This window comes from Streptomyces humidus, from assembly GCF_014649655.1.
GTDB classification, from domain to species: Bacteria; Actinomycetota; Actinomycetes; order Streptomycetales; family Streptomycetaceae; genus Streptomyces; species Streptomyces humidus.
This window is the reverse complement of record NZ_BMTL01000007.1, coordinates 18,450-42,040: the sequence shown is the minus strand read 5'-3', so window position 1 is coordinate 42,040 and position 23,591 is coordinate 18,450. Positions and strand designations below refer to the sequence as shown.

General features: G+C 70.2%; 21 protein-coding genes. 5 read left to right on the top strand and 16 right to left on the bottom strand.

Translation table 11 applies throughout. From position 1 onward, the window contains the following. Positions 1-11 precede the first annotated feature (11 nt). The 4 genes from IE239_RS09775 to IE239_RS42940 all read right to left on the bottom strand — a co-directional run bounded on the left by IE239_RS09775 (position 12) and on the right by IE239_RS42940 (position 5,177). Positions 12-743 carry a phosphotransferase family protein gene (locus IE239_RS09775; RefSeq protein WP_190148898.1) on the bottom strand — a complete coding sequence of 244 codons (732 nt, stop codon included), beginning with the start codon at positions 741-743 and terminating at the stop codon, positions 12-14. A 608-nt stretch (positions 744-1,351) separates the two neighbouring features. Further along, positions 1,352-2,929 carry an AICE element replication initiation protein gene (locus IE239_RS09770; protein ID WP_190148897.1) on the bottom strand — a complete coding sequence of 526 codons (1,578 nt, stop codon included), beginning with the start codon at positions 2,927-2,929 and terminating at the stop codon, positions 1,352-1,354. Then, positions 2,926-3,990 (bottom strand): bifunctional DNA primase/polymerase, encoded by a 1,065-nt coding sequence (locus IE239_RS09765; protein ID WP_268254503.1) that lies wholly within the window; start codon positions 3,988-3,990, stop codon positions 2,926-2,928. The genes IE239_RS09770 and IE239_RS09765 overlap by 4 nt, the downstream gene beginning before the upstream one ends. Beyond that, complete coding sequence (locus IE239_RS42940) at positions 3,987-5,177, bottom strand: hypothetical protein (protein WP_190148895.1); 1,191 nt, start codon at positions 5,175-5,177, stop codon at positions 3,987-3,989. The genes IE239_RS09765 and IE239_RS42940 overlap by 4 nt, the downstream gene beginning before the upstream one ends. 2,105 nt (positions 5,178-7,282) lie before the next feature. Here IE239_RS42940 and IE239_RS09755 point away from each other — a divergent pair. Then, positions 7,283-8,533 (top strand): Fic family protein, encoded by a 1,251-nt coding sequence (locus IE239_RS09755; RefSeq protein WP_190148894.1) that lies wholly within the window; start codon positions 7,283-7,285, stop codon positions 8,531-8,533. A gap of 176 nt (positions 8,534-8,709) precedes the next feature. On the opposite strand, the gene IE239_RS09750 is transcribed toward IE239_RS09755, so the two are convergent. The 9 genes from IE239_RS09750 to IE239_RS09710 all read right to left on the bottom strand — a co-directional run bounded on the left by IE239_RS09750 (position 8,710) and on the right by IE239_RS09710 (position 15,990). Then, positions 8,710-9,924, bottom strand: coding sequence for a hypothetical protein (locus tag IE239_RS09750; RefSeq protein WP_190148893.1), 1,215 nt, complete (start codon positions 9,922-9,924; stop codon positions 8,710-8,712). Then, positions 9,921-11,012 (bottom strand): ParA family protein, encoded by a 1,092-nt coding sequence (locus IE239_RS09745; RefSeq protein WP_190148892.1) that lies wholly within the window; start codon positions 11,010-11,012, stop codon positions 9,921-9,923. Before IE239_RS09745 ends, IE239_RS09750 begins: the two co-directional genes overlap by 4 nt. 1,049 nt (positions 11,013-12,061) lie before the next feature. Continuing rightward, positions 12,062-12,751, bottom strand: coding sequence for a hypothetical protein (locus IE239_RS09740; RefSeq protein ID WP_229877978.1), 690 nt, complete (start codon positions 12,749-12,751; stop codon positions 12,062-12,064). Further along, a complete protein-coding gene (locus IE239_RS09735; RefSeq protein ID WP_190148891.1) occupies positions 12,748-13,266 on the bottom strand; it encodes a hypothetical protein in 519 nt (172 codons plus the stop codon). Before IE239_RS09735 ends, IE239_RS09740 begins: the two co-directional genes overlap by 4 nt. A 60-nt stretch (positions 13,267-13,326) precedes the next feature. Then, a complete protein-coding gene (locus tag IE239_RS09730) occupies positions 13,327-13,683 on the bottom strand; it encodes a hypothetical protein (protein WP_190148890.1) in 357 nt (118 codons plus the stop codon). A 25-nt stretch (positions 13,684-13,708) separates the two neighbouring features. Further along, on the bottom strand, positions 13,709-14,161 hold the full coding sequence (locus IE239_RS09725) for a hypothetical protein (RefSeq protein ID WP_190148889.1): 453 nt from the start codon (positions 14,159-14,161) through the stop codon (positions 13,709-13,711). Positions 14,162-14,239: 78 nt separating this feature from the next. Beyond that, on the bottom strand, positions 14,240-14,500 hold the full coding sequence (locus IE239_RS09720) for a hypothetical protein (RefSeq protein WP_190148888.1): 261 nt from the start codon (positions 14,498-14,500) through the stop codon (positions 14,240-14,242). Positions 14,501-14,567: 67 nt separating this feature from the next. Further along, complete coding sequence (locus IE239_RS09715; protein WP_190148887.1) at positions 14,568-15,065, bottom strand: hypothetical protein; 498 nt, start codon at positions 15,063-15,065, stop codon at positions 14,568-14,570. A gap of 340 nt (positions 15,066-15,405) precedes the next feature. Further along, positions 15,406-15,990 (bottom strand): hypothetical protein, encoded by a 585-nt coding sequence (locus IE239_RS09710; RefSeq protein ID WP_190148886.1) that lies wholly within the window; start codon positions 15,988-15,990, stop codon positions 15,406-15,408. A 248-nt stretch (positions 15,991-16,238) separates the two neighbouring features. Between IE239_RS09710 and IE239_RS09705 the strand changes: the two genes are divergently transcribed. Further along, positions 16,239-16,748 (top strand): hypothetical protein, encoded by a 510-nt coding sequence (locus IE239_RS09705; RefSeq protein ID WP_190148885.1) that lies wholly within the window; start codon positions 16,239-16,241, stop codon positions 16,746-16,748. 44 nt (positions 16,749-16,792) lie between these two features. After that, positions 16,793-18,277: a hypothetical protein gene (locus tag IE239_RS09700; RefSeq protein ID WP_190148884.1), complete on the top strand. Its 1,485-nt coding sequence runs from the start codon at positions 16,793-16,795 to the stop codon at positions 18,275-18,277. Between the two features lie 25 nt (positions 18,278-18,302). Here the strand turns inward: IE239_RS09700 and IE239_RS09695 are convergent, their stop codons facing one another. The 3 genes from IE239_RS09695 to IE239_RS09685 form a co-directional block, all read right to left on the bottom strand. Continuing rightward, positions 18,303-18,941: a hypothetical protein gene (locus IE239_RS09695; protein ID WP_229877977.1), complete on the bottom strand. Its 639-nt coding sequence runs from the start codon at positions 18,939-18,941 to the stop codon at positions 18,303-18,305. 109 nt (positions 18,942-19,050) lie between these two features. Further along, positions 19,051-19,440, bottom strand: coding sequence for a DUF6354 family protein (locus IE239_RS09690; protein ID WP_190148883.1), 390 nt, complete (start codon positions 19,438-19,440; stop codon positions 19,051-19,053). A 73-nt stretch (positions 19,441-19,513) separates the two neighbouring features. Continuing rightward, on the bottom strand, positions 19,514-20,161 hold the full coding sequence (locus IE239_RS09685; RefSeq protein ID WP_229877975.1) for a hypothetical protein: 648 nt from the start codon (positions 20,159-20,161) through the stop codon (positions 19,514-19,516). A gap of 265 nt (positions 20,162-20,426) precedes the next feature. Here IE239_RS09685 and tap point away from each other — a divergent pair, with 265 nt between their 5' ends. Together tap and tpg are read left to right on the top strand one after the other, a co-directional pair. Next, positions 20,427-22,976: a telomere-associated protein Tap gene (gene tap / locus IE239_RS09680; protein WP_229877973.1), complete on the top strand. Its 2,550-nt coding sequence runs from the start codon at positions 20,427-20,429 to the stop codon at positions 22,974-22,976. A 22-nt stretch (positions 22,977-22,998) separates the two neighbouring features. Continuing rightward, positions 22,999-23,574, top strand: coding sequence for a telomere-protecting terminal protein Tpg (gene tpg / locus IE239_RS09675; protein ID WP_060880709.1), 576 nt, complete (start codon positions 22,999-23,001; stop codon positions 23,572-23,574). Positions 23,575-23,591: the final 17 nt, after the last annotated feature.

Below are 23,591 nucleotides of genomic sequence, written 5' to 3'. Positions count from 1 at the left end.
TCCAGCCTTTGTCAGCCCAGGGCTGTGTCGAAGGTCTTGCGGTTGGCCGATGTGTAGGCGTGCTCTTGCTCGGACCACCGGATGCGCCCGGTGATCGTGGAGTCGTCGGCAACGTGCGGAAACGGGCCTGCGAGCTGGCTGTGCCACCACCTGGCGTTGCGGGCCTGGCGGTCGAGCGCGGCATCAACGAGGCGGGAGCGGGAGGTGGCGTCGAGCCCGTACGCGTCGGCGAGGACACGTACCTGTGCGGCCTGGATGGTGGCGGGCGGAGCGGTGGGCTTGGAGGAGATGCACCAGGTCCACGCCATGTAGCCGAGGTCTTCGAGGGGATCGCCGGGGGCGGCGGTGTCGAAGTCGATGAAGGCGGTCGGGATGTCGTCGGTGAAGACCGTGTTGTTCGGCCCCGGGTCGTGGTGGCAGACCACGGCATGCCGTCCGGTCAGGCGACTGCTTCGGGTGGCGTCGTGGAAGGAGCGGAGCAGGGTGCCGGCCGCGGCCACCTGGGGGTCGGTCCAGCGCTGGAATCGGGCGGGCACCCAGCCGGGGAGGTAACTGAGGATTTCGCGGCCGGCTGTGTCGAACCCGAGGTGGCGCGGAGCGCCGGTGAAGCCCTCTCGCTGGAGGTCCCAAAGCAGCTCGGCGACGAACGATGACGACGCGGTGGCTGGCCGCCGGACGGTGCGCCCGACCCTGACCACGCCGAGGGTGATACGTCCGCCGGACAATGGCACTTCGTTCTCCATGGCTTCATCCTGGCCTCGTTCGTGCACCGGACGCTTAGCCAACCCTGCACGCGCAGGCCATCGGTCAAGTTCAGCGGCAAACGGTCAAGGTCCCGTCCGGACACGCGCACCGCATCGGTGACGCAGCCGGATGACGCTGCACCGTTCTCTCCCACGGTGGTGTTGACCTGTGCATCTACCATCCGGGCGCCGGTCGGCGGACGCTGATGACGCTCTGGCGCGCCATGTCTCTCCTTCCTTCCCCCTCTTTCGTTCAGAGAGATGGGGCGGGAGAGCGTCATTGCGTCATGGGGTTGCTGGTCGGAGGGAAGCGTTGCAGGTCGTGGCAGGTCCGGGCGGGGTGCCGGGTGCGTCATGGGCAGCGTCAGCACGGCGTCATCTCTTCGCGGGCGAGGCAGTCCCCCGGCGACTCGTCGGCCGTCGACACGGGAGCTGTCCGGCTCGCAGCCGCCCCGACGGACAGACCGGCGACCCAGGAGGCGCTTTCGGTCCGCGGGCCGGTCTCCCGCGGGTGTCCGGGGCATGCTGAAGGCCCGCGCGTGGCGGGCGCCGCGGCGGGTTCGGTGACAGGTATAGGGGCTGTTTCGCGGCTGGGCGGGAGTCTGGGGTCAGGCCGGCGGTCCGGAGTCCGGTTGAAGGGTGATGAGAAAGCCTCGGGTGGCGCTGGTCCGGGGCAACTTGCGGATGTCGATACCGCGTTGGCGCAGGGCCGGTGCGAGGGAAGTGAGGCGGGCGGAGAGCAGGGCGGTGGTCTTGGGCCAGGTGTCGGGGATGGGGCCGGGTGGTCGCAGGACCTCGTCGATCTGGCCGGTGGTGGCCTGCCACTTGGTGCTGCCGGAGGTGGCGGACCAGCGGGTGAGGGCGGTGGCGACCGGGTCGGCGTCGATGACGTCGTCGGTGACCGCGTCCTGGGAACCGGTGTAGGTGGACAGAGTGTCCCAGCCGGTCACCGCATCCAGCGCCCACAGCAGTTCGGCCCAGTCGGCCATCCGCGGCTTCTGGTCGAGCTGGTCGGCCGCGTCGGGCAGGCGCGCCCACACCGCGGCCGCCAGGTCGAGCAGGCCGCCGAGGATGCGGCCGTGGGCGGCGCGGTAGCGATGCCACAGGTCGCGCTCGCTGCGCCGGGCCTTGGGGTCGATGGCCTCCAGGGTGAAAGGCAGCAGCCGTTCGGCGAGGTCGGGTTGGAGAGCGCCGACGTCGATGCCGGTCAGCACGACGGGACGCTGGTAGGCCCAGGAGGCGACGTCGTCGTCGGTGTACATCTCGCGTTTGGCGACGGAGGCCCCGGTGACGGTGCGGCACAGGAAGTCCGACAGCCACTGGGGAATACCATGGATGTTGTCCAGGCCCATGGTCCAGCCGGCCGACGCGGCGACCGCGCCGTCGTCCTCGGAGCGCGGGACGTTGCGGACCTCGGCGCGGATTCCGTCGAGTACCCGCAGCAGCTGCCGGGCGGAGGTGGTCTTCGCTGTGCCGCGTTCACCGTTGAAGTACGCGACGGGGCGGGGCATGTCGGGTCTGAGCCCGGCCAGCAGCCAGGCGACGGCCATCCGCCAGGATGGCTCGGCCAGCGCGGACAGCTCGCGCAGCAGCCCCAGTCCACCCTGCCAGCCGCCCGGGTCGCGCTCGGGCATCGGGAGTTCGCCCGTCAGCCGGGTGCGCCGCCACAGCGGGCCCTCGCCGATGGACGGGGTGGTCACTGACCAGGTGTCCGGCTCGATCAGCACGCTGAGTCCGTCGGAGCGGCCCAGGTCGAGCCAGGTCGCCTGGTCGTCGGCCAGGTCGGGGGCGATCCGCAGGCAGACCGGCTGTTCCTCGGCGTCCAGGGCGAGGGCGTCCATGGAGGCGATCGCGTCGGTCAGACACCCCTGGGACGGGGACCGGCCGGTGCGCAGGACATAGGCACGGTTGAGGAGTTGACGCAGCGAGCCGGTGCCGCCGAAGCCGCCGGCAGCCCGCAGCGGGCGGGCGATCGGCGGCCCGTCGAGGGGGACGGCGTACGCGGTCTGGTCGTGGCGCACCAGCTGGTACTCGTCCATGCCCAGGTGCAGCAGGATGTCGGCCTGCGACAACTTCGGCCCCCGCTCGGCGGGCCGCTCCTGCCCGTCCGCGCCGGCCGGTTCGGCGGGCTGGGGTTCTCGGGCCGGGGAGGGCAGCGCGGCGCGGGAGGTGAGGGGGTGGTTCATGACCGTGCTCCCGGGCTCGGGATGGTGCGCGGCGAGCGGATGCCCGCCTGAAGTGCGCGGCGGAGGGTGGACTGGGCTTTGGCCTCTCCGGGGTCGATCCCGGCCTGCTCGGCGGCGTCGGTGAGCGCCTGGTGGACCTGGTCGTGCTCCAGCAGCCCGGCCCCGACCAGTTGCCCGAGCCGGAACCCGGCGCGGTTGAGCTGGTCGTTGCGGCCGGCGCGGGCCGATGCCACCGCCTCGAGTTCGCCGCGCAGCGCCGCGGCGGCGTACGCGGGCGCGTCCCCCGGACCGTGCTCGCGGGTGGGGCGGGGAAGCCGGACCCGGCGGGGCGGGCCGGCGGCCGCATCGCGGTGGCGCAGTCCGACGCGGTCCAGCTCCAGTGCGACCCAGCGTGGCAGACGCGCCGGCCGGTCCTGGTGGCCGACCATCCGGTAGCGGCCGGCCGCGGTGACGGTGCCGGGCGCGACCGCGGTGGACCAGCCGGCCCGTACGTCGACCTGCCAGCCGAGTCGCCCCGCGCCCTGCACGTACCGGCTCGTGTCCCCCGTGCGGTACCAGAGGTGGATCCCGCCGGACGGGGTCTGCACGGTCAGCGTGGCCGGGGCCTCCAGCAAGCTGCCCGCGCGCCGTACCCGGCACAGCAGTTCCAGCACGTCCGCCCCGGTCCGCACCCGGCCCAGCTCCGTGTCCGGGTGCTGCGTCAGGTCGATGCCCGGCAGCAACAGCGCCTGCTCCGGCGGCGGACGGTCATGGTCGTCGAGGTCGAGCACCACCAGGCCGGACGGCCCCGTGGCCACGCCGACGCCGAAGTCTTGGCCGCGCCACCAGCGGTGGATCAGCTCCCGCTCCCGCGTCGCCGCACGCACCCCGTGGCAGTACCGCCCGGCCTCCCGGCACGCACACCCGTCCGCATCGGGGAAGCCGCACGCCGGGCGCGCCCCGGTCGACGGCGGCCGGCACCTGCGGCAGTTGCCCGCTGGACGCTTAGACCCCGGCAGCAGCGGATGCACCCACCACCCCCGCTCAGCGCACCGCAGGGCCAACTCCAGTCCCCCGATCACGCCGCGCTCACCGCCTCCCGGCACCCGCCCGCCGCCGGCTGCGGCACGCGGATCTCCTCGTCGAGCGGACGCGCCGCCAGCTCGACCATCCGCTGCCGCCAACCGACGACCTCCTCGGAAGCCGACGGCCGATCCACAGCCCTGACCTGGCTGAGCCGCTGGGCGAGAAGGAGCTCCGCGCAGCGACGCCGGGCCTGCTCGGACACCGCACGGGCCTGCAGCTCACCGCTGCGCCGCGCCCGCTCGATGCCGAAGACTCGTTCGGCCTCCGCCTGGGCCTCCGCCGACTCCAGCAGAGCGTCCACCGCGCGGGCCCGCTCCTGTCGCAGCAGCTCCTCGGCCAGGTTCCGCGCCTCCCAGGCCACCGCGGCCTCCGGCATCCCCTCGCGCCGCAACCGTCCCGTCACCCGGTCGACTTCGCCCTCCAGCCGAACCCGGTGCGCAGCCAGCCGGCCCGCCACCACGCCCAGATCCATCACCGGCCCCATCACGGCGGCCGCGACCTGCGCCGCCTCTTCCAGAGCCGCACGGGCCGTGCGGTTGTACGAGCACACCGGGCACAGGCCAGCGGCCTCCGGGACCCCGCACTCCTCACACGCCCGTGCCGCCAACTCCGCCTTCGCCACATCGAGTTCCTCGCGCTGCTGCGCCCAGACCACCTCGCGGCGCGCCCGCTCCACCACCGCACGCTCGCGCCGTACGGCGTCCCGCGCGGCCCGCAGGGCGACCTCCCGGCTCAGCCGCCGTTCGACCTCCGCCCGGGCCTCGGCCGGCGCCAGGCGGGGCAGCTCGGCGGCCATGGCCTGGACAACCTGGTGCCGCAGCGCGCGCCGGTCCCCGATCAGCAGTTCGCAGCTGGGACACACCAGCCCGGTGTCCATCCGAACCTGGTCATCGCACGCCGTCGCATAGCACTCCGCCCGCTGCGGCAGACCCCGCGACAACAGCCAGCCGACCGGCTCGCGCACCCGCTCACCGTGCTGAGCAGCAAGCCGCCGCTCCAGCCGCTCGGCCAGCACCACCGGCGCCTGCTCCGAACCCACGATCCCCGCCAGCCGCCGCAACTCGGCCTTGAGCGCCACCCGCACCCGGGAGCGCCCCCCGGCGTGGCCGATACGGGCCCACTCCAACTGCACCGGGGCCAGCACCCGCTCCAGTCCCTGCGGCAGCGACCACCGCAACGGCACCGTCTTCGGGACTACCGGCTCAGAACGCGTCCGCCCTTCCCCCGCTCGATCTGGCTGCTGTTCCCCGCGAAGCGGGCCACCTTGCCCGCCCGGCTCGTCGGCTGCGCCGATCCTGCTCGGCCGCAACTCGGTCTCGCGCTTGTCCGCGCGCTCCGGCAACGGTGGGAACCCCGAAGCGGCTTCGCCGGAAAAGCAAGACGAAGCAGCGCTAAAACCACCTTGAGTAACCACCGAAGCGTGGTGGGCGTGGAGCAGCGCACCAACAGCCTCCGCACCGGGCGCCTCGACCCCATCCTGGTCCTCGCGTTCCCCCAGGTCAGAAGCACTTTCCTGTCCGGCCCACAGACTCTCGGCAGCCTCCTGATCCCTGAGTGCACGATCACCCCCGTCAGCCAGGCCATCGTTACCGACCTCGAAGAACCCCTCCTGAACCCACCCCTCCCCCGGCTCCTCCGGTCCCGCTTCGTCCAATCCCGAAGCGCAGTGCGCGCAGAATCGCTGTTCCTCCGGTGCGACATCTGTAGCCCGCTCGTCCTCGGGCGGATCGGGCACGACCCGCAGCTCGGGCCCGGTACCCCGCCCGTGCGCGACCGCCACCGCCGGCACCACCATCCGAATCCGGGCACCCGGCACACCCCGGCCTCGTACCTCCAATGCCCCCTGTTGGATCAGCCCGTCCACCACCCGGGCCGCCTCTGCCACGGAACATCTCAACAGGCGCGCAACCGTCGCATCCGCACGGTCACAGCTAGCCGCCACCGCCCCGCCCACGAGCCGCACTCGACCGTCAGGCCGGGCAGTCAGCACCAGCCGCAGCAACGCCAGCCGCTCCGCGGCAGCCCCTCGGCCCCGCCGAGCACCAAGCAGACCCACGGGCGTCTCTGGCTTGCCCACCGGCGCCCACCCCGGCGCGAACAGCGCCTCGCACAACGACAACAGGACTGCCAGTTCACGCTTCTCCAGCACCAGAGCCTGCGGGCGACACCGGGCCTGAGCAGCCGTCAGTGGAAGTAGCTCCCAGCGAAGGCCGTCAACCCGACGCACCCCGTCCACCGTCTTCGTGACGACCTCCGTCACCACCGCACCAGAGCCCCGTAGCCCAGGCAGCACCCGATGATCGACGTAGGACTTCGACACCCCCAACCACCGGGCAAGCTCGCCCGCGCGTAGCTCCAACCGCGACTCCCCCGTTGGCGACTTCGCCAGCAGGACTGTGGCCCCCAATACCTCGGCCAGGGGGCGCTGGTAGAGCGCCCGGTCTGACAGCAGAGCATCGAGAGCGCTTGAGAGCCGCTGTCGCATCCCTTGGCGCAGTACCAGCGGCTCGGAAAGTCCTTCCTTGTCGGAGGAGCGGGGTTTGTTTTGCCACCGAGGATGAGTCGATGTCCATCGACCACTCTCGGTTGACCTCTTTGTCCTGATTTGGGCATCGTCCAGAGGAGACTCGTTCGAGGCTCTTTTTGGCAATACGGGACTAGCCCTATGGCTGGCGGCTATGATCTGCTCCAGAACTGCATAGGGATGAAGGCACAACGCGACCGACCGCTCGACCGATGGACGGAAAATTCCTGGTCAGCGGGGGTGAAGTTGAGATCCGCTTGAGGGCGGAAGAGTCAGGTCAGGTTGCCGTTGGCTTCTCCTCCCCTTGCGGCATGCGGGTGGCACCGCAGGCTGCAAGTGACGCCGACGAAGTCGGCTCGATGTGGCAGACACGGAAATGCTCGAGGTGGCGACCCCGAGTGGTGGTGATGGGTGACTTGGCGAAGTCACCCGGTGAGGCGACCCGTTGGGTCGCCTTTTCGCTTTCGCCCCGAGCCTGAAGACCAATGCTGTGTGACCGCGGCGACGATCCCAGCGTTGACCCTGCCGAGGCATGGCGTGCCTCGAACCGGCCCGAAGCGCGTGAGTTCAGAGTCCTCACAGGCCGGCATCCGGCGAGAAGAGCGCGAGCCCCACTCTCCGGAACCACCCCATGCATCACACCAAACATCACGGGGCACACACTATCCTTAAATGGATCTGCTTGAGGCTGAACCTTTGGAGCGTGTCTAGTGGCAAGGTTTTCGGAACGGCCCTGGCCGTCACAGCCTGGCGCAATGCCTGGTGTGGAGGAGCAGGACCTCCGGACGTTCGCCGCGTACGAGCCGGATCTACTTCGGGGGCGCCAGCTCCGCCTGTCAGCCGAACTTGCTGCAGAGGTTGCCGAAGTGGACCGGCTGGTTCGTGCCTTCAACGACGCCGCGCCGACCAGCCCCCATTTGGAGTCTCTGGCCCGCTTCCTTCTCCGATCGGAGGCGGTGGCGTCCTCGCGCATCGAAGGCGTGGTGGCTTCCGCCCGAGCAATCGCCCACCTCGAGTTGATGCTTGCAACCAAGGCCGGCGATGATCAGCGCACCCACCGCGGCATCAGCGACAGTGCACGCGAGGTGGTTAACAACGTTCTGGCTCTACGCCGCGCTGTCACTGCGCTGTCAGAGACCGAGGCGGTAACGGTTGACGACATCAACGGCCTGCAAGCCGCCCTGATGGTGGAAACAGAGCAAGACGAGTCATCGGGTTTCCTCAGGACCGTTCAGAACTGGGTCGGAGGCAACGCTTACGGGCCGCACGGAGCGGAGTACGTGCCACCCACCCCTGAAGCGGTAGGTCCTCTCATGGACGATCTCGCCGCCTTCATCTCCGAAGATCACCCACTGCCTCTCGTCCAGGCCGCGCTAGTCCACGCGCAGTTCGAGACGATCCACCCCTACCACGATGGCAACGGTCGAACCGGGCGGGCCCTGATTCACACGGCACTCGCTAGGCAAGGCCTCGCGGTTGGACATGTCCTGCCGATCTCCATGTCTCTCTTGGCTCATGCTCGCGAGTACATCGCCGGCCTCAACGCGTTCCGATACGTGGGTGAGCCCGACAGTTCCGCCGCGGCCGTCGGCGTCGATGCGTGGATTCGTGTGTTCCTGGCCGCTACTCGCGATGCCGTCGCAGAAGCTCGGCGCTTCACCGACGAGCTAAGCCAGATGCGGAGGGCCTGGTACGCGAAACTTGCCCACTACAGGGAGGGCCAAGGACTCCGTGGGCAACCCCGAAAGGGGGCTGCAGTCGTGCGGTTGATGGAGCAGCTCCCGGGCGTGCCGATTGTGACCGCGAGGGCTACGCAGTCGTTGCTCGGCATCTCCTTTGTCTCGGCCTCGAACGCCTTGGAGGAGTTGGCTGGGGCCGGGGTCGTGCAGGTAAAGGAGGTGGAGCGCGGGACGCGTGCCTACTTGGCCACCGACGTCCTCGACTTGATCAACGGCGCCGAGCGCCGACTGACGTACACGAAGTGGGATCTTCCGGAGCTCGACGCGTGGGTGTGACAGTTTCCTTTAACCCGATGCGGCCCCGGTTAAAGGGAAAGGTGACTCTCGGTAGCTAAGGGATTGCCCGGTGGGGCTCCCGGCGCGCCTGGGCAGTGCACCGGTAGGCACTCGGCCCCCGCCCCACAGATTGGGGGCGGGGGCCGAGAGAGAAGCAGGCGGACTGAGTCCGAGGCTTACTGAATCGTCGTGACCAGGTGCTTCTGGAAGAACTCCGACAGGTGCGTACGCTCACCAGGCAGGCTGGCTACGTACTCAGCAAGACAGGCACTGACGATCTCGAAGGGCTTCGCCTGGATCCCCTGGATCGAGTCCATTAGGTCCATCATGCGGGTGAGGCGAGCGTTGACATCTTTCCGCAGGGAGCACACGGGCCGGTAGTTGTCCATGTTGGCGCTCTCGGGATCACTGAGGATGTACCTGCGGTAGGCAAGACCCTTCTGGGCGAGCTGCCACACGTAGTCCCGCTCGTCTTCCATAGCGTCCATGTCGATGCCATCCGGATCGAGCGGCCGCAGCACCGGCTCCAGCGCGGCATCGACGTAGTGCGCCGGAGTGAGCTTCGGACGCTGGAGCGTCAACATCTTCAAGAGAGCCATGTCGGCGGTGCGCTGGGTGCCAACCTGGTCTGCAGTGAGGCCGTAGAGGTTGATGTTGCGGTTCTCGAACGGAACGGCGTTCAGCTGAGAGGCGCTGTACACGGTCAACAGCGAGGCGTAGCCCGGGGCTTGCTGTGACAGCTCGAGCATCACTTGCTCATTGCGCTGGCGCGGTTCGTCCGGGTTGAACGGCTCGGCGGGCCTCCGCCGGCCAGGCCGCCGGGCGGGGAGTCCAGACAAGGAGGCCGAGGCGCGCAGGGCAGGTGACGCATGCCGGTCAACCGTGGCCAACTCCGCCAATCGCTCGGCGGGAGCCTCCTGAACTTCGGCTGCGGGCCGACTGGAGACGCCCCCCAACGACAGCGGTTCACTTACTGATCCGGTGCTCGGCTCCCTCGACCCGTGCACCGTCTCCCGCCCATCCTCAGACGAGCCCCTGACAGGGTGATCAGGCGCATCGCGGAGAGCGGCAGGACTGGGTGCCGGAGCCGACGGCACGGCGGTGCGGCTAGCAGTGGACGAAGGCTCAGGCCCGTCGGCAACAGAGCTGCGCTCCACCTCTTCGCCCTGCTGCGGAGGGACGACGGCCTTAGCAGCGGTCGGCTTTGCCGCCGTCGGAGGCACGAAGGCACGGACCGGACGGAAGTCGTCCTCGTCCTCGTCATCGTCATCGCCCCCGAGGTTCAGGTCGGGAACGATGAGATGCTCCTTCTTGTCCGCTGCCTCGCCCCGTTTGGCGTTCGCCTTAGGCCCGGTTCCAGTGCCCGTCGTGCTGGCGGTGGACTTACTCATGACGCTCCCTGCATCTGCTTCTCACGGAGTTCGGCGTTGCGCTGGCGCACCCGGGTGATCACTCCTCGTGCCAGGTTCGAGTAGTCGTCCGCGAGATTGACAGACGATTGCGGATCCACGTATCGCCCGTTCTCGTCCCGAGGCCGGGGAACCAACTCACCGTTCGCGTCCCGAAGTTGGCCAGTAGCCGCCAGCGCAAACTCGCGGGCAGGGCGACCGTGGTTGCGGCACAAGGTAGCGATAGAGCGGGCATCGCGTACGTACTCGTCCAGAATCAGTCCAGGGTCCATGCCAGCGTCTGTAAGCAACTTCTCGATCTTGGCACGAACGTTGGTCAGCTCCGTGGTCGGCTCGCCCTTGACCTTTCGGAAACCCAGGAAGGCGATCGCACAGAGCTGCGCCTCGGGGTTGAGGCGACGGTTGGCGCGAATGAGCCGTGTGACGGTGGACAGACCTCGCAGAGCGGCATTGTCCGTGTTGTGAATGGGCGACACGAGATGAGTGGATGCTGCCAGGCCGGCTCGCTGGATGGCCTTGTCGCCCGGTGAGAAGTCGAGCACGATCCAGCGGTACAGGTGGGAGATCTGTGCCAGAAGGAGAGCCAGTAGGAGGTAGGCGGCGATGGCGTGAGTGTCGGCGAGCTTATTGATGCGACCGGCGATGTCGGAGCAATGCCTACCCGAGATTGTTGCGTCCAGGAACGGCCGAACGTCCTTAACGACCTTCAGGGGTCCGTCGTGAGTGATCGCATCACGGAGGGCCTTCCCGTGGTCATTGAAGACCGTTGCATCCAGGCCCAGGTCAGTCCTCCCGTCCCCGTTGGCGTCAATCTCCATGTAGAGGACGGGCAGGGCGGACTTTCCTTGGCTGTCGCGGTTGGCTTGTTCCTCAGCCAGCATGTAGGCCAGGTTGGTGGCCAAGGTGGTCTTGCCCTCGCCGCCCTTGCCGATGGTGGAGCCGATGACGTTCCGCAGGTAGGGGCGTAGTTGCTCGACGAGCGCCGCAAGCATGGCGTCATCTGACATGTCGTCGAACTCGGCGATCGCGTCGAGGCGACTCTGCAGTTCGTTGTACTCGTAAAGTTCCAAGGCTTCTCCGCCGTCGCGAGATGGTCACGAGAACCACGCGATGGCTGGCCCACAGTGGATTCTCTGATCCGCAATCGGCCCGCGTGTCCCTTCATGCTCGGGCGTGACCATACACGGGGCAGCAAGCTCGTGTCACGTCACGTCACATCGACGTGCCTGTTGGCGTGTTGCGACACACAAGATCGTTCCTTACCTGCCTTATTTCACGCCTCCAATGGCATGGAAAGGCATTTAATTTACTGCTCCATATTCTATTTATGGATGAGGAGAATTTAGAAGCCAGGCATTGGGGACTGTCCTGGACTGAGTAGGTGAGTGCCTGAGTGAGTAAGTGAGTGATGTATGTGATTTTGTGAAACGTGCAGGTCAGAGGCCACTTTGCCATTTCTTGAAGGTTGTTCGGGGTGGTCGGAGGGCTAGGCTAAGTCGAGACGTACCGTCTCGTTTGGGGATCGCTGGCAGGTGAGCCGTGAAATCACGTGAGTGGGGAACGGTCAACCTGCGTAGAAGCGCCTCATCCGCCGAGGCTGTTGGGGGAGATTCGCCGGCACTTCGAATTTCTTCCCTGCCCATAAAGGGGTCCGCCAGCGGCTGAGTCCGAGAATCTGCGACTTGCAGAGTGGCTGACAGCCACTCACAGGTGTTGGGCCCGGAGCTGTCAGGTTCGCCGCACGGTGGGTGGTGGGCGGTGACTTGGCGGTTGCGCAGCCGTACATGAGCTCTGGAGGCTGCGGACCACTCGGCCGGGAGGGCGACGAGGCCAACTGGGCGGCGGCGAGCCTTGATGAGGCGCAGGCTGTTCTGCGTGACGGGCACGGGATCGAGCTTGTGCGGCAGCTGCACGCGGCGGCCCGCGCATTGTGTGCCGCCAGTGGCCGGGGGAGCGGCCGTGGCAGGGCCGCGCAGGTACGCCACCAACTCGAAACGCTGGGCGATAGGAGAGGCTCTGCAGTGCCTCCGGCCGGAACTTTCACTCGGTGGCTGAGCGGCAGAGAGCCCGGTCTGCGCTGAGCAGCGCGGACCGGGCTCTCGTGGTGTGGGGAGGGAGGTCAGGGCGGGGTGTCGTCGTAGGCGAGGTGGGCCAGGAGGAGTACCTCGGGGCGGCCGAGGAGGTCGTTGGGGTCGCCGTGGGTCCGGTACAGGGCGAGTGCTGTGTCGGCGAGGGTGAGCAGCTCGGTGCGGGAGAAGTCGTCGTCGATGTCCGGGGCGCTGGGGAGGCCGCTGTCGAGGGCCTCCGTGCTGCTCGCGAGGCGCTCCAGTAGCAGCGCGGCTTCGGGCGGCATGCCCGGCTGTGGAAGCGGGTGGGCTCGGCTCAGGGTGAGGCAGGTGCGGGCCAGTGTCACCAGGTCGGAGTCGGTGAGATCGCAGCGGGCGAGGGGCGCGAGCGAGGATCCGGAGAGGCCAAGCAGCCGCCACAGCCCTTGCGGTGCCCGCTCGTCGGCGGCCGGCTCGGCGGGGCCCGGGTCATTGTCGCCCAGGGTTGTGGCGGTGAAGCGCAACCAGAGTCGGCCGTCGCCGGTGTGCATGTCCAGGGTGTCGGGGTGGGTGCTGCCGACGTGGCCGGCGGGCCGGGCGCGCAGGAGGCGGCGGGCGGCCAGGAGGACGTCCAGGCCGGGCAGTTCCCGGTGGTCGGGGTCGGCGGGTTGCGTCCATCCGGTGTCGGTGCGGACGTGGACGGTGTAGTCAGCGTCGGGGTCGATCAGCTGGCGTGCGGTGGCGTAGGCGCGGTCGGGGGTCATGCTGAGGTCCCCTCGGCGCCGGTGCGGTGCTCGTGTTCGCCGCTGTTGTTCACCTCGACGAGCAGCAGGCCGTCGTCGCCCTGGTCCTCGATGTGGATGTAGGGGACGTCGGTGGCGGGGCCCCACTGGGCGCGCCGGCGGATGAGGACGCTGACGCCGAAGACCTGGATCTCGTAGACGTCGCTGGGGGTGTTGTCCTCGGGGGCGGCGTTGACCACGGTGATCGACGCGTCGCGCACGCGGTGGAGTTGGGGGTCGGCCATGGCAGTTCCCGGGGGTGTCGGCGTGGGGGAGTAGGTGGCGGGGTCGAGTGCGAGGACGGCGTCGGCGATGGCCGAGGACAGGTGGGAGGGGACGAGGCTGGAGGTCTGCAGCAGCGCGAGCTGGTCGTGCGGGGTGGGCGCGTTCTCGATCGCGTCGAGGACCTCCTGGTCTTCGGCGTCGTCGCACGCCCACTGCCGGGCTTCGGAGAGGAGGGCTTCGTAGAGGGAGCCGGCTGCGTCTTGGGGATTCATGGGGATCCTTGGGTCGGGGTGCCGGGCCCTGCGGGGCCCGGCACCGGAAGGGGGGTGTGGTCAGGGCCGGAGCTTCTCGGCGATCAGTTCGTTGATGACCTGGTCGAGCGGGGGAAGGGCGGCGTGCTGCCTCTCCATGTCCTGGAGGCGGGCGCGTTCGCGCGCGACGTACGTGGGGTCGGTGGGGGAGCCGTCGGGTTCGCAGCGCATCAAGTGCTTGCCGATCCAGTAGGCGGAGAACGTCGGCTCGGTGTGGCCGTTGAAGGCGACGCGGCCGTCGATGTGGCTGGTGACAGTCCAGACATGAACCTGGCGTGCGCCGAGGACGTGGTGGCGCCACAGCTCGCTGCGGTCGGCGTAGGTGGCGCCGATCTCGGGGAGGGGCTTCGGGCGGCGGGCAGGCTTGGAGTTGTTCACGGAAGCGGCCTTCGCGGTGGGTGGCTCAGGGCTGGTCGGGGAGGAAGTGGACGAGGCGGAGGAGGGTCAGCGGCCCGCGCTCGTTGAAGGCGTCGACGCAGTCGGAACAGGTGGCCAGGCGGGGGTCGGCCGCAATGGGCTGGGGGGTCTCGGAGTCGCACAGGGGCCAGGCCCTGGTGATCGGGGCCAGCGCTTCGGTGAGGGGGCCCGGCTTCCAGGTGGAGGGGTCGGCCGAGGCCGCGATGCACGCCTCCGTGGTGGGGACGGGCGGGGCGTTGCGGACGGCGTCGGCGAGCCGGAGGAGGAGGGCGAGCACCTTGTCGCGGTTGCCGTAGAGGGCGATGCCGTCGCTGCTGTCGTAGACGGCGGCGGTGATCTCGCCAGGCTCGACCATCGCGTCGTCGGAGGTGAAGCCGGGGTAGAGCAGGACCGGTGTGGCGTCGGCGGAGACCCATTCGAATTCGGTGTTGTCGAGCATGAGGGAGCCCTTCGGATGCGGATGCGGGGGAGGGAGCCGGGCGGCCCGGGGGGCAAGGCCGCCCGGTGGCAGACAGGTTCAGAAGGCGTCGGGCTCGAAGTGCTCGACGGTGTCGTCGACCCAGGCGCCGTCTTCGCGGGCAAACTCCTCGTACGCGCGCTGCACGGCGCGACGATGTGCGTCGACGTCGAACTCGCACGCCCAGTTCGCGCCGTCGGCGAACGCGGGCCGGGTGAGGGCGTCGATGGCGGCCTGGTCCCCGTCGGCGACCTGGTGGGAAGCGGTGACGCTGAGGGTGGCGCGGTCCTTGGACCAGCAGCCGATCAGCAGAGTGGACACGGCGGGTTCGCTCTCTGCGGCCCCAGGGCCCGGCGGTTGCTCGCCGGGCCCCGGCGGGCGGCGGGGTTCAGGGGGCCAGGACGACGCGGATGTGCTCGCCATAGCTCGGCTCCGACCACTTGGTGAGGGAGTCGAGCGCGGCGGCGATGTCCTCGAAGCGGGCCCGGTCGCGGAAGCCGTCGGTGATCGCTTCGGTCATGCCGCCGTACATCTCGGTGACCTCGGCGCCGCGCCAGCCGGGCCCGCCCCAGTAGTCGAAGACCACGGCGTCGGGCATCGGGGCGTCGGGTGCGTAGTGCTTGAGGAGCGCGCGGCGCAGCCTGGTCCACCGGCGCTCGGTGTACATGCACGGGTGGACGTCGCCGACCGGCTTGCCCTTGCGGCCCCAGCCGCAGCCCTGGCAGTAGCGCCGGCCCCGGTCGTTGTAGTCGGGGCAGGCCGGGTTGCCGCAGCGCCACAGGTAGCCGGCCTGGCGGGCGAGTTCGTGGATGAGCTGCGTCTGGGTCTCGTCGGCCTGGGCGACGAGCCGGGCTATGACGGTGCGGACGACTTCGGCTTCGGACATGGGAGTTCTCCGGAAGGGGGCATGGGGGAGCTGCGGTGCGGCTCCAAGTGGTGTGGGTCGGAGGGAAGCGGCGCCCTCAACACGAACAACATTACATAGTGAAACAAGGATACGCAACAACGTGGGGGTGGGTCGGGAGTTCGTGCAGTCCCGCCCTCAGGGGAAGCAGGCCACCACCACGCTGGCCCGCCGCTCCACACGCCTCACGCGGGCCATGAGCCGGGGCCCGGCGTCCTCATCTCGCGCGGGAGAGCGCGGCCCGGCTGGTGGAACGGATCCTCAGCTGGAGCCGCCCGCTGCGCACCGCACACCGGACGGGGACACCGGCCGATTCCGGTGGTCAGGAGAGAGGGACGATCCCGAGGTGTACGGTCCGGCCGCACGGGAGGCATCCCTGCCCGTCCAGTCCGCTGTCGGTGCGCCGGGTCCGGATCCGCTCCAGCCCTGCGCCGGCGGCAGCGGCGACCCTGTCCACGTCGTCACCGCTCGCGGCTGTCGCCAGCAGCCGGACCGTGAAGTCCCAGCCGTCGTCCTCCACCCACAACTGCGCCCCCGGCAACCGCTCCTGGTCCAGTCCGGCCGTCCACGGGACCAGCGTGCGCAGCAGTTCGGCCGCTGCCGCCGTCGACGTCACGCGCTCCCCCGGTACGGCGCCGCGCACCGGTGTGTCCACGGCGGCCACCAGGACCAGCTCCTCCTCCAGGTCCACCGTCAGCACACCCTCGTCACGCTGGGCCGGGTGGCCGGCCGCCTCGCCGCACGCTGCTGCCAGCCGCGCCATGCTCGCCGAGGCGGCCGGCCCGCTCGCGCACACTTCCGCCTGCACGTCCGCCTCGCTCATGCACAGCCGGACCGGTTCCAGCGAGCCGCAGGCATCCAGCAAGCGGGCAACCGCTTCCACACAGCGGGCCAGGGAGAGTGACATGGCCGCCATTCTCGCCCCGGTGAGGCCGAGGAGTCCTGCGTCCGGCCAAAGGGTGGCTCCATCTGTGCGACGGCCACCGGGATTCGGACAACCCAGGAGCCAGACGGAGCCGTGCGGCTAGCATGACCTGGCCAGGAGAGCCGGCCCTGGCGGGATTCTCCCCGCGAGCGCGGGGACGCGGCCCGCTCCGGTGCGGGCCGGTCGTCATGCCCGCCAAGGGCTCCCGCCGCCCCCTGGAGTAGCCGCCGTTGCGTACCCTCACCATCGCGCTGAACGCCGCCTCGCCACGCGCCCGTCTGGTCCTCGCCGAGATGTCCGCCGGCGTCGGCATCTGGCTGTCCGAGCCGGACACCCGGCTCGTCCGCGACCAGCACGTGCACACCGGATCCGTCGGCCGCCATCATGCCGCCGAGCTGGGCGAGTTTCTCCTGGCGTGCCCGGCGCCCGACTACGAGCCCGAGCCGTGCCAGGACCAGGCCACCTGGCTCGCGTACTTCGTCGCCGGCCGCCCCCGCCCGCTCGCCGACCTGGACCTGCGGCTCAACCGTGGTCGCGTCGACGCGCGCCGCGGCGGACCGCAGGGCCTGCTGCGAAGCCTCCCCCCGGCCGGCAGCCCCCTTCTGCTCGCGGCCCTCAACGTCCCCCTCCTCAGGACCGGCGAGGACCCCACCGACCACCCCACCGGGGCCGGGACGTACCTCGGGCACACTCACCGCCTCGGCGGCCGGTTGAGCCGTCTTCGCACGTCCGCCGCCTGAACATCGCTGCCATCCGCCACCCGTCCCGCTGAAGGGAAGAGCCCGTGACTGCTATCCGGCCCGCCGCCCTGACCGACTCCATCCGCCCGTCCCTGCCCACTCCTCTCCACGTCAGGCTGTGGAACGGGCTGTCGCGGGGTGTCTTCCGTGGCTCCGTCCGACGTGAAGGTGCCGCCGGGCGCCGCCTGTTGACCCTGGCCCGCCAGTGGGAGGAAGAGGGGCTGGTCACCGTCCACACGCTCGGCCGGGATGGCTGGGTCGCCGACCTCGTGCCGGCCCTGCGCGGGCCGTCCTCACCCAGCAGGGCGCCGGCGGTTCACCTCGGCGTCCTGGGCGCCCAGTTCCTTGACGGCACACGGGAGAAGGACTTCGAAGGGGCGGCCCTGCGCGCTGTGGAGGCAGCGGTCCGCGAGGTCTTCGGGGAGCAGACCCGCCACTTCTCCTACGAGCCGGTCCGGATGGACTCCGGCGAGCTGGCGGGCTGGACGTGGAAGCACTACCACCGCGCGCACTGGGTGACCGCAGACGCGGAAGTCTCCCCGAACGACATCACCGACCAGGAGGTCGCCGACTGGAACGCGGCAAAGTGGCCCTTCCCCGTCTACGACCCCACCGGCGCGCAGCACGCGGTCCGCGCCGCGTACGCGGCCCACCGCGAGGTAGCCGCAGCGGCGAAGACAGCAGCACGCCGCGTCTGGCCGGCCGCGGTCGGCTTCCGGCCCGTCAAGGAGAAGGGCGAGACCATCGGCTACCTCTTCCGCACGGGACCCCTCGCCGCCCCCGACGCGTGGGTGACGGCCGACGGCCGCACGGTCGACCACCTCGGCCACGACTACTGGTCCAACGCGCACAAGGCGCTGTGCGACGCCCACCACGCCGCCGCCCGGCAACGGGCCGCCGCGGCCGCCGTCCAGGAGCCGCTGCCCCACCTCGACGAACAGGAGGCGCGCGCCGCCCTCGACGAGCCGGACCGCACCGCCGACCTGTACCCGGTCACCGACCACGGGCAGCTGCTGGGCTACCTCGCACGGGTCGGCACGGGCATGGCGCACGGGTACGGGTGGGTCACCGCCTACCGCTCCCGCCACAACCGCCCGGAAGTCTCCCGGGAGGACGCGGAGACGGTCATGCGCGCCGCCCTGACCGACGACCTCGCCCAGGCCCGCACCGAATACGCGGAGCCCCGCCCGCCGCAACCACAGACGCCCCTTCTGACCGCCGCCGCTGCCCGGGAGAAGGTGGCCGCTTCCGGCCCCGCCAGGACGATCATCCTGGGCTGGACGGAGGTCCGCAGCGACGCCGACGACGAGTTGATCGGATGGGAGTTCGAACTCCTCCCCTTGCACGAAGGCGCGTCGCCGAGCCCCGGGTGGATCACCCGCCACGGCACCCTCAGCACCGACGTCCGCTACCCCCGCCCCCACACTCAGCGGCTGCGCGAGCTCACCGAGCAGGCACCCGCGCAGCACCAGCTCATCGAGATGGCCTACGCCCACGCCATCGCAAAAGCGTCAACCATTCCCGCCTGACCGCCGGGTGAGTACGCACTCACTATCACTGGTGGACGTGCCAGTCCCACAGGTCTCGGGCGCTGGTCAGGCTGGGGCACCAGGTGACCTTGCGGCCGTCGCGGCAGATCTCGCCGGCACCCGGCGCACACCGGCACACCACGCGGAACTGACCAGCGCGCGAGGACACGACCGCCTGCACGATCCGGCCCCGGTGCGTGCCGCGGGCGACCTCCAGCCGGACGGCCGCGGTCAGCTGCTCCGGCGTGACCACCTCCAGGCGGTCGACCGCGTCCATCGTGCGCCAGACCCTGCCGTCGGGCAGCGTGTACGACTTCACCGCCACCCACTGTCCCAGCCGGAACACGGCGCCGACCACTGCGGCACGCTCCTGCTCGGGGTAGGACTGCATCACCAGGTCGCCCCGCCGCACGTGGGGAGCATCAGCCAGGCGCTGCAGCGCGCTCAGCGCGGCCTGCGCGCTCACACGATCCTCGAGCCGCGCGGACTCCACGGTCCACACGCCAGGACCGGGCCCGGGCCCCATCAGCTCCCACTCGCCCGGCCAGCCTTCCACGGCGACGATCTCACCGGACCGCAACACCCCGTCCCCGGACGCGGTGTCCGGGGCCTGGGCGGCCCCGGTCTTCGCCGACAACACCATCTCTTCCCTGTTTCGTTCCATCAGTGATCACACGAAACGGCCACCAGGCCGCGGGCCAGCGGGGCGCGGGACCGGCGGCCACCCTCGGGCGGCCGCCGCGCGGCTCGACAGGCGGGCGCCGAGGGCCGGGTCAGCCCTGGCCCTTCGCTGCCTCGGCGGTGAGCTCCTTGTGTACGCGCAGCGCCGCGGTCGCGTACTCCACGGGCGACGGACTGCCGCCCTGCACGTCCGTCATCGCCGCCAGGAAACGGGCGTAGACGAGCTGGTCGGCGTCGTCGACGACGTCCTCGATCAGGGTGAAGGCGCTCGTCGCGAAGCGCCTCAGTGCCAGCGGACGCGCCTTGCGGCCGGCCGCGCCCGGCCTGTTGTCGCGCTCGACCACGCAGTCGGCGTGTGTCGCGCCCACGGCGACCACGCGCAGCATCCGCTCGCGATCGACCATGTCGGGGGCCATGTCCTGCCACAGCTGCCCGGCCCGGACGGGGCCGACGGCGGACAAGACGGGCGCGGTGATGCTCATGGTGAACTCCTGGCTGGTGGCGAAGGGGTGATGCCGGGCAGCGGGCATGCGTCCGGCGACGACGAGAAGAGGTTCAGGCCGAGGTGCCCGGGGCGGGCGTCTTCAGAATGCGGAGGTTCTCCGCGTGGATCTCGGCGCAGAACCGGCTGATGAGCACCCACAGCGGCATGGACAGACCGTCGAGCTGGTCATGAAGCAGCCGGGCGGCTTCGTGCATGCCGTGCTGTGCGCGGGCGATGTCGATCGTGTCCACGCCGCGCGCCGCCCGCTCCAGCGACCGGCCGGCGCCGAGGACGTGGTCGTGGGCATCGCGGCTGACCGTCTCCAGCCGCAGCGGGTGCCCCGGGGTGAACAGGGACGGCGGGGCCGGGGCCGGGTCGAAGGCGGCCGGGCGGCCCGCGGTGTAGCGGCTCGCCCACAGCTCCACCATGTAAACCACGACGGCCTGCCAAGCGGCCTCGTCGTGCTCGCCGGTGCGCTCCTGGAAGGTCGTGACGGCCCGGCGGGCGAGGATCTCAGCGCGCTCCAGCGCGGCGTTGCGACCGAGGCGGAAGTCCTCCAGAGCCTTGGCGGCCTCGATCACGTTCACGTGGGCCGAGCGGGCGTGATCGTTGAGACCTCGTCGCATCAGGATGTCGCCGGCCTCCACGGTGATCCGCGACCCGGGCGCGGCAGGCTCCCCGGGCTCAGGGGGCAGAACGTGCCGAGAGGGAAAGGCCATGGCTGTCGTACTCCTCAGGTGTCATGCCCGACAGGAACGGGGCTCCCAGCTCGGACGGGGGTGGGCTCGGTGTGTGCCGCCCCTGTGTGGGGGCGCGCCCGCCATCCAGCGGCGGCCCCTCTCAACGAACAGTCAACTTACATCTTGAAACCAGAACAAGCAACAACCATAATACACATTGAAATGCCAACAGAAATTGCGATCGGCGGCCGGTGCGAGTACGTTAGATTCGCGTTAGATTCTGTTTTTGAGGGTGGAGGTGGAAGTGGACCCGGCAACCGACCCGGTAACGGCGGTGCTCGCACGGATCCCGGTCGACGGCCCGGTGCCGCCGCTGCCGGACCCGGCCGCACGCGTCAGGCTCCGCGAGGAGTTCGGCTGGACCGTGACGCAGATGGGCAAGGCGACCAGCGTGCGCCGCGAGACGGTGTGGACCTGGGAATCGGATCCACCCCGCACGCCGCGTGGGGAGAAGGGGCAGCTCTACGCCCGGCTCCTCGCCTACTTCGCCGACGAGCTCGCTCGCGCCGCAGCAACGAGCGGCGCCACCGCTCAGGTGCCCGTGCCCGATGCCGCGCCTCCGCCGCAGCCGGCGGCCGCGGAGGAGGAGCAGCCCCCCCTGTTCGACTACGACATCGAGGACCCGCCCGAACTCGCCTGGCCGGACACCGACCAGAGCCCCGCCCTCGACAACGCGGCGGGGCAGGCCGAGTACCCCGAGTACGACGCGCCCGGCTCCGGGACTTACCTGCCCGAGGACGTCACCCGCCCCTGTGTCCGCTGCGGCAAGCCGACGTCATGCCTCGTTGCAGGCCAGCCCCGCCACATCTACCTCCAGGCCATGGCCGCCATGGGCGTGCCCCGCTGCGGCACGCAGCCCACCGCCCCGGCCGCGCCCGTCCTGCCGACCGCAACCGAGCCGTCCGCGTCCGAGCCCGCGCCCGTGCCCGCTTCCGTCGCACCGGCTCCCGCCCCCTCGGCGGACGCCGCACCACCGGCCGCCGCACCACCGGTCGCGCTCCCGGCTGCTGCTCCCGCGTCTCCCGTTCGTCCGCCGGCCGTGCCGCGCCGCCCGGGCGCCGCCACCAGTTCGGCCCTCCGCCGCAAGACGGCGAAGAAGCCGGCCGTGAAGGCGGTGGCCCCCGAGCACGCCGACGGTCCGCTGGCCGTCCTCGACATCACCGACGGCGCCCTGACCGCACACCTCGTCGACGGCCGCACCATGCCGTGCCCGGCCAAGACGCTCCAGGCTCTGGCCGCGTGGGCGCTGGACAAGAAGAAGATCCGCCTGGGAGCAGCCAAGCTCCACGACAACGGGTTCCACCAGGACCCGCTGATCATCCTCACCGAAGGGGCCGTGGCCCACTTCGGCCTGCCCACCAACCTCGCCGACCAGGAGGACCTGCGCCTGCCGGCCGACGACAAGATCGTCAAGAACATCACGAAGGCAGGCTGGGAGCTCACCAAGTCCGGCTTCGGCCCCTGGGCCAGAATCTTCAAGCGCCTCGACGGAAAGCGCCACTGCGTCCAGCTCGCCCTCGTGCCCTGGGGCGCGCTGGAGACCCGCGCCTGGGGCAAGGCCGGTGACCTGCCCGCCGGTGAACTCGCCAGGATGCTCGGCACTTACGCCCGTCTGGTCATCACTCCCCGCGGCACCCTCGCGGTCACCGGCGAACAGCTCATGACCTCGCTGCGCCCGCCCACCAAGGCAGAGTGGAGCGAGAAGGAGAACAAGTACGTCTCGGCGAAGGTGCCCCACACCCTTCACACCGTCGTCGACCCCGCCCCGTGCGAGGCACCCGACGAACACCCCGTCGTCGTCGCTGACTACCCCGAGGAAGGCTCCCGGCCCGCCAGCGAGGCCCTCGACGAGGAAGCCTGCATCTGGGTCCGCCCCGCCGAACTCATCACCGACGACGAACGGTCCCGCACCCACGTCGCCGCCCTCGACGTGCAGGTGGCCTTCCTCGCCGCCTGCCGGCGCCTCCACGTCGGCACCGGCCCGGCCATCCACTACCCCCGCAACCCGTCCTTCGACCCCGAGCTGCCCGGCTCCTGGTTCCTCGACCTCTCCCACATCGAGACCGACCCGCGCCTGCCCAACCCCTTCACCTCCAGCGGCGAGCGCCCCGAGGGACCCGGCTGGTACGCCACCCCCACCGTCGCCTACGCCGTCGAACTCGGCGCCGACGTCCGCCCGATGGAGGCATGGGTCCGAGAGACCCACAGCCCCTACCTCCAGCCCTGGTACAACACCCTCCGCGACGCCTACCTGACCGTGATGGCCGACCTCGGCGTCACCACGGACCTCGACGACGAAGCCTTCCTCGCGGCGATGGCCCACTACAAGGACGGCGACCCGCTCCTGGTGACGCTGGCAAACGCCATCAAGGCCACCGCCAAGTCCGGGATCGGCAAGCTGCGCCAGCGCCCCAACCTCGGCCTCGACCACGTCTTCGGCGACCCGTGGCCGGCCCTGAAGCGGCTGACGTGGCGGCCCGACATCCGCGCCATGATCCTGTCGAAGGCGCGGACCAACATGCACCGCAAGATGCAGAGCCTCACCACCGCCGGCCGGTACCCGCTCGCCGTCAACAACGACTGCGTCGTCTACGCGATCGACGGCCTGTCGCCGCTGCCAATCCTGCTCGGCCCCGACGGCGAGCCGATCCGCGGCGGCTTCCGCCTCGGCGTCAACCCGGGCTCCGTCAAGCACCAGGGGAGCCAGACCATCGGCTGGGCGCTGGACCTGCTCGCCGACGGAGTGAACATCGCCAACGAAATCAAGGACGCCTCGCTCGTCCGCGTGGCCTGAACCGTAGGGAAGCTGACTGACCGTGGGACTGATCGAAGACCGACTGGAAGAGGCCGCCGAGACCGCCTACTCCCAGCCGATCCCCAAGACGCTCGGCGCGCGGATCCGCTTCCTGCTCAAGCAGGAGAAGGGCGTCAGCCGCGCCGAGGCCGCCCGCGCGGTCGCCGAGAAGATCGGCAAATCCCAGCGCACCGTCGAGCGCTACCGCGACGACGAGATCAAGGCCGCGAAGCCCGAGACCGCCGCCCTCATCGAAGCCACGGTCAAGCAGCTCTGGCAGCCGATCGTCAAGGCGAAGAAGCTCCAGGCCGCCGTCACCACCGGCGGCATCAAAGTGGACGTAAGAGGGAAATTCGGGTTCAAGTCCCCCAAGGGCACCACCAACGACCCCCGCTACCGCCGCCTCACCCGCCGCCTGGACGCCGCCACCGCCGCAGCCCTCTTCGAAGCCAAAGAGGCCGGCGCCTCGGAGGAAGACCTCGCCCAGATCGTCGCCGACGGGCTGCGGGACGACTACTTCACCGACGGCGGCTCGCGGGCCACCTCTCTTCAGACGGTCGCACTGACCGGCATCGACCACATCAAGTTCAGCATCTGACCCGCCGCCCGCACCCG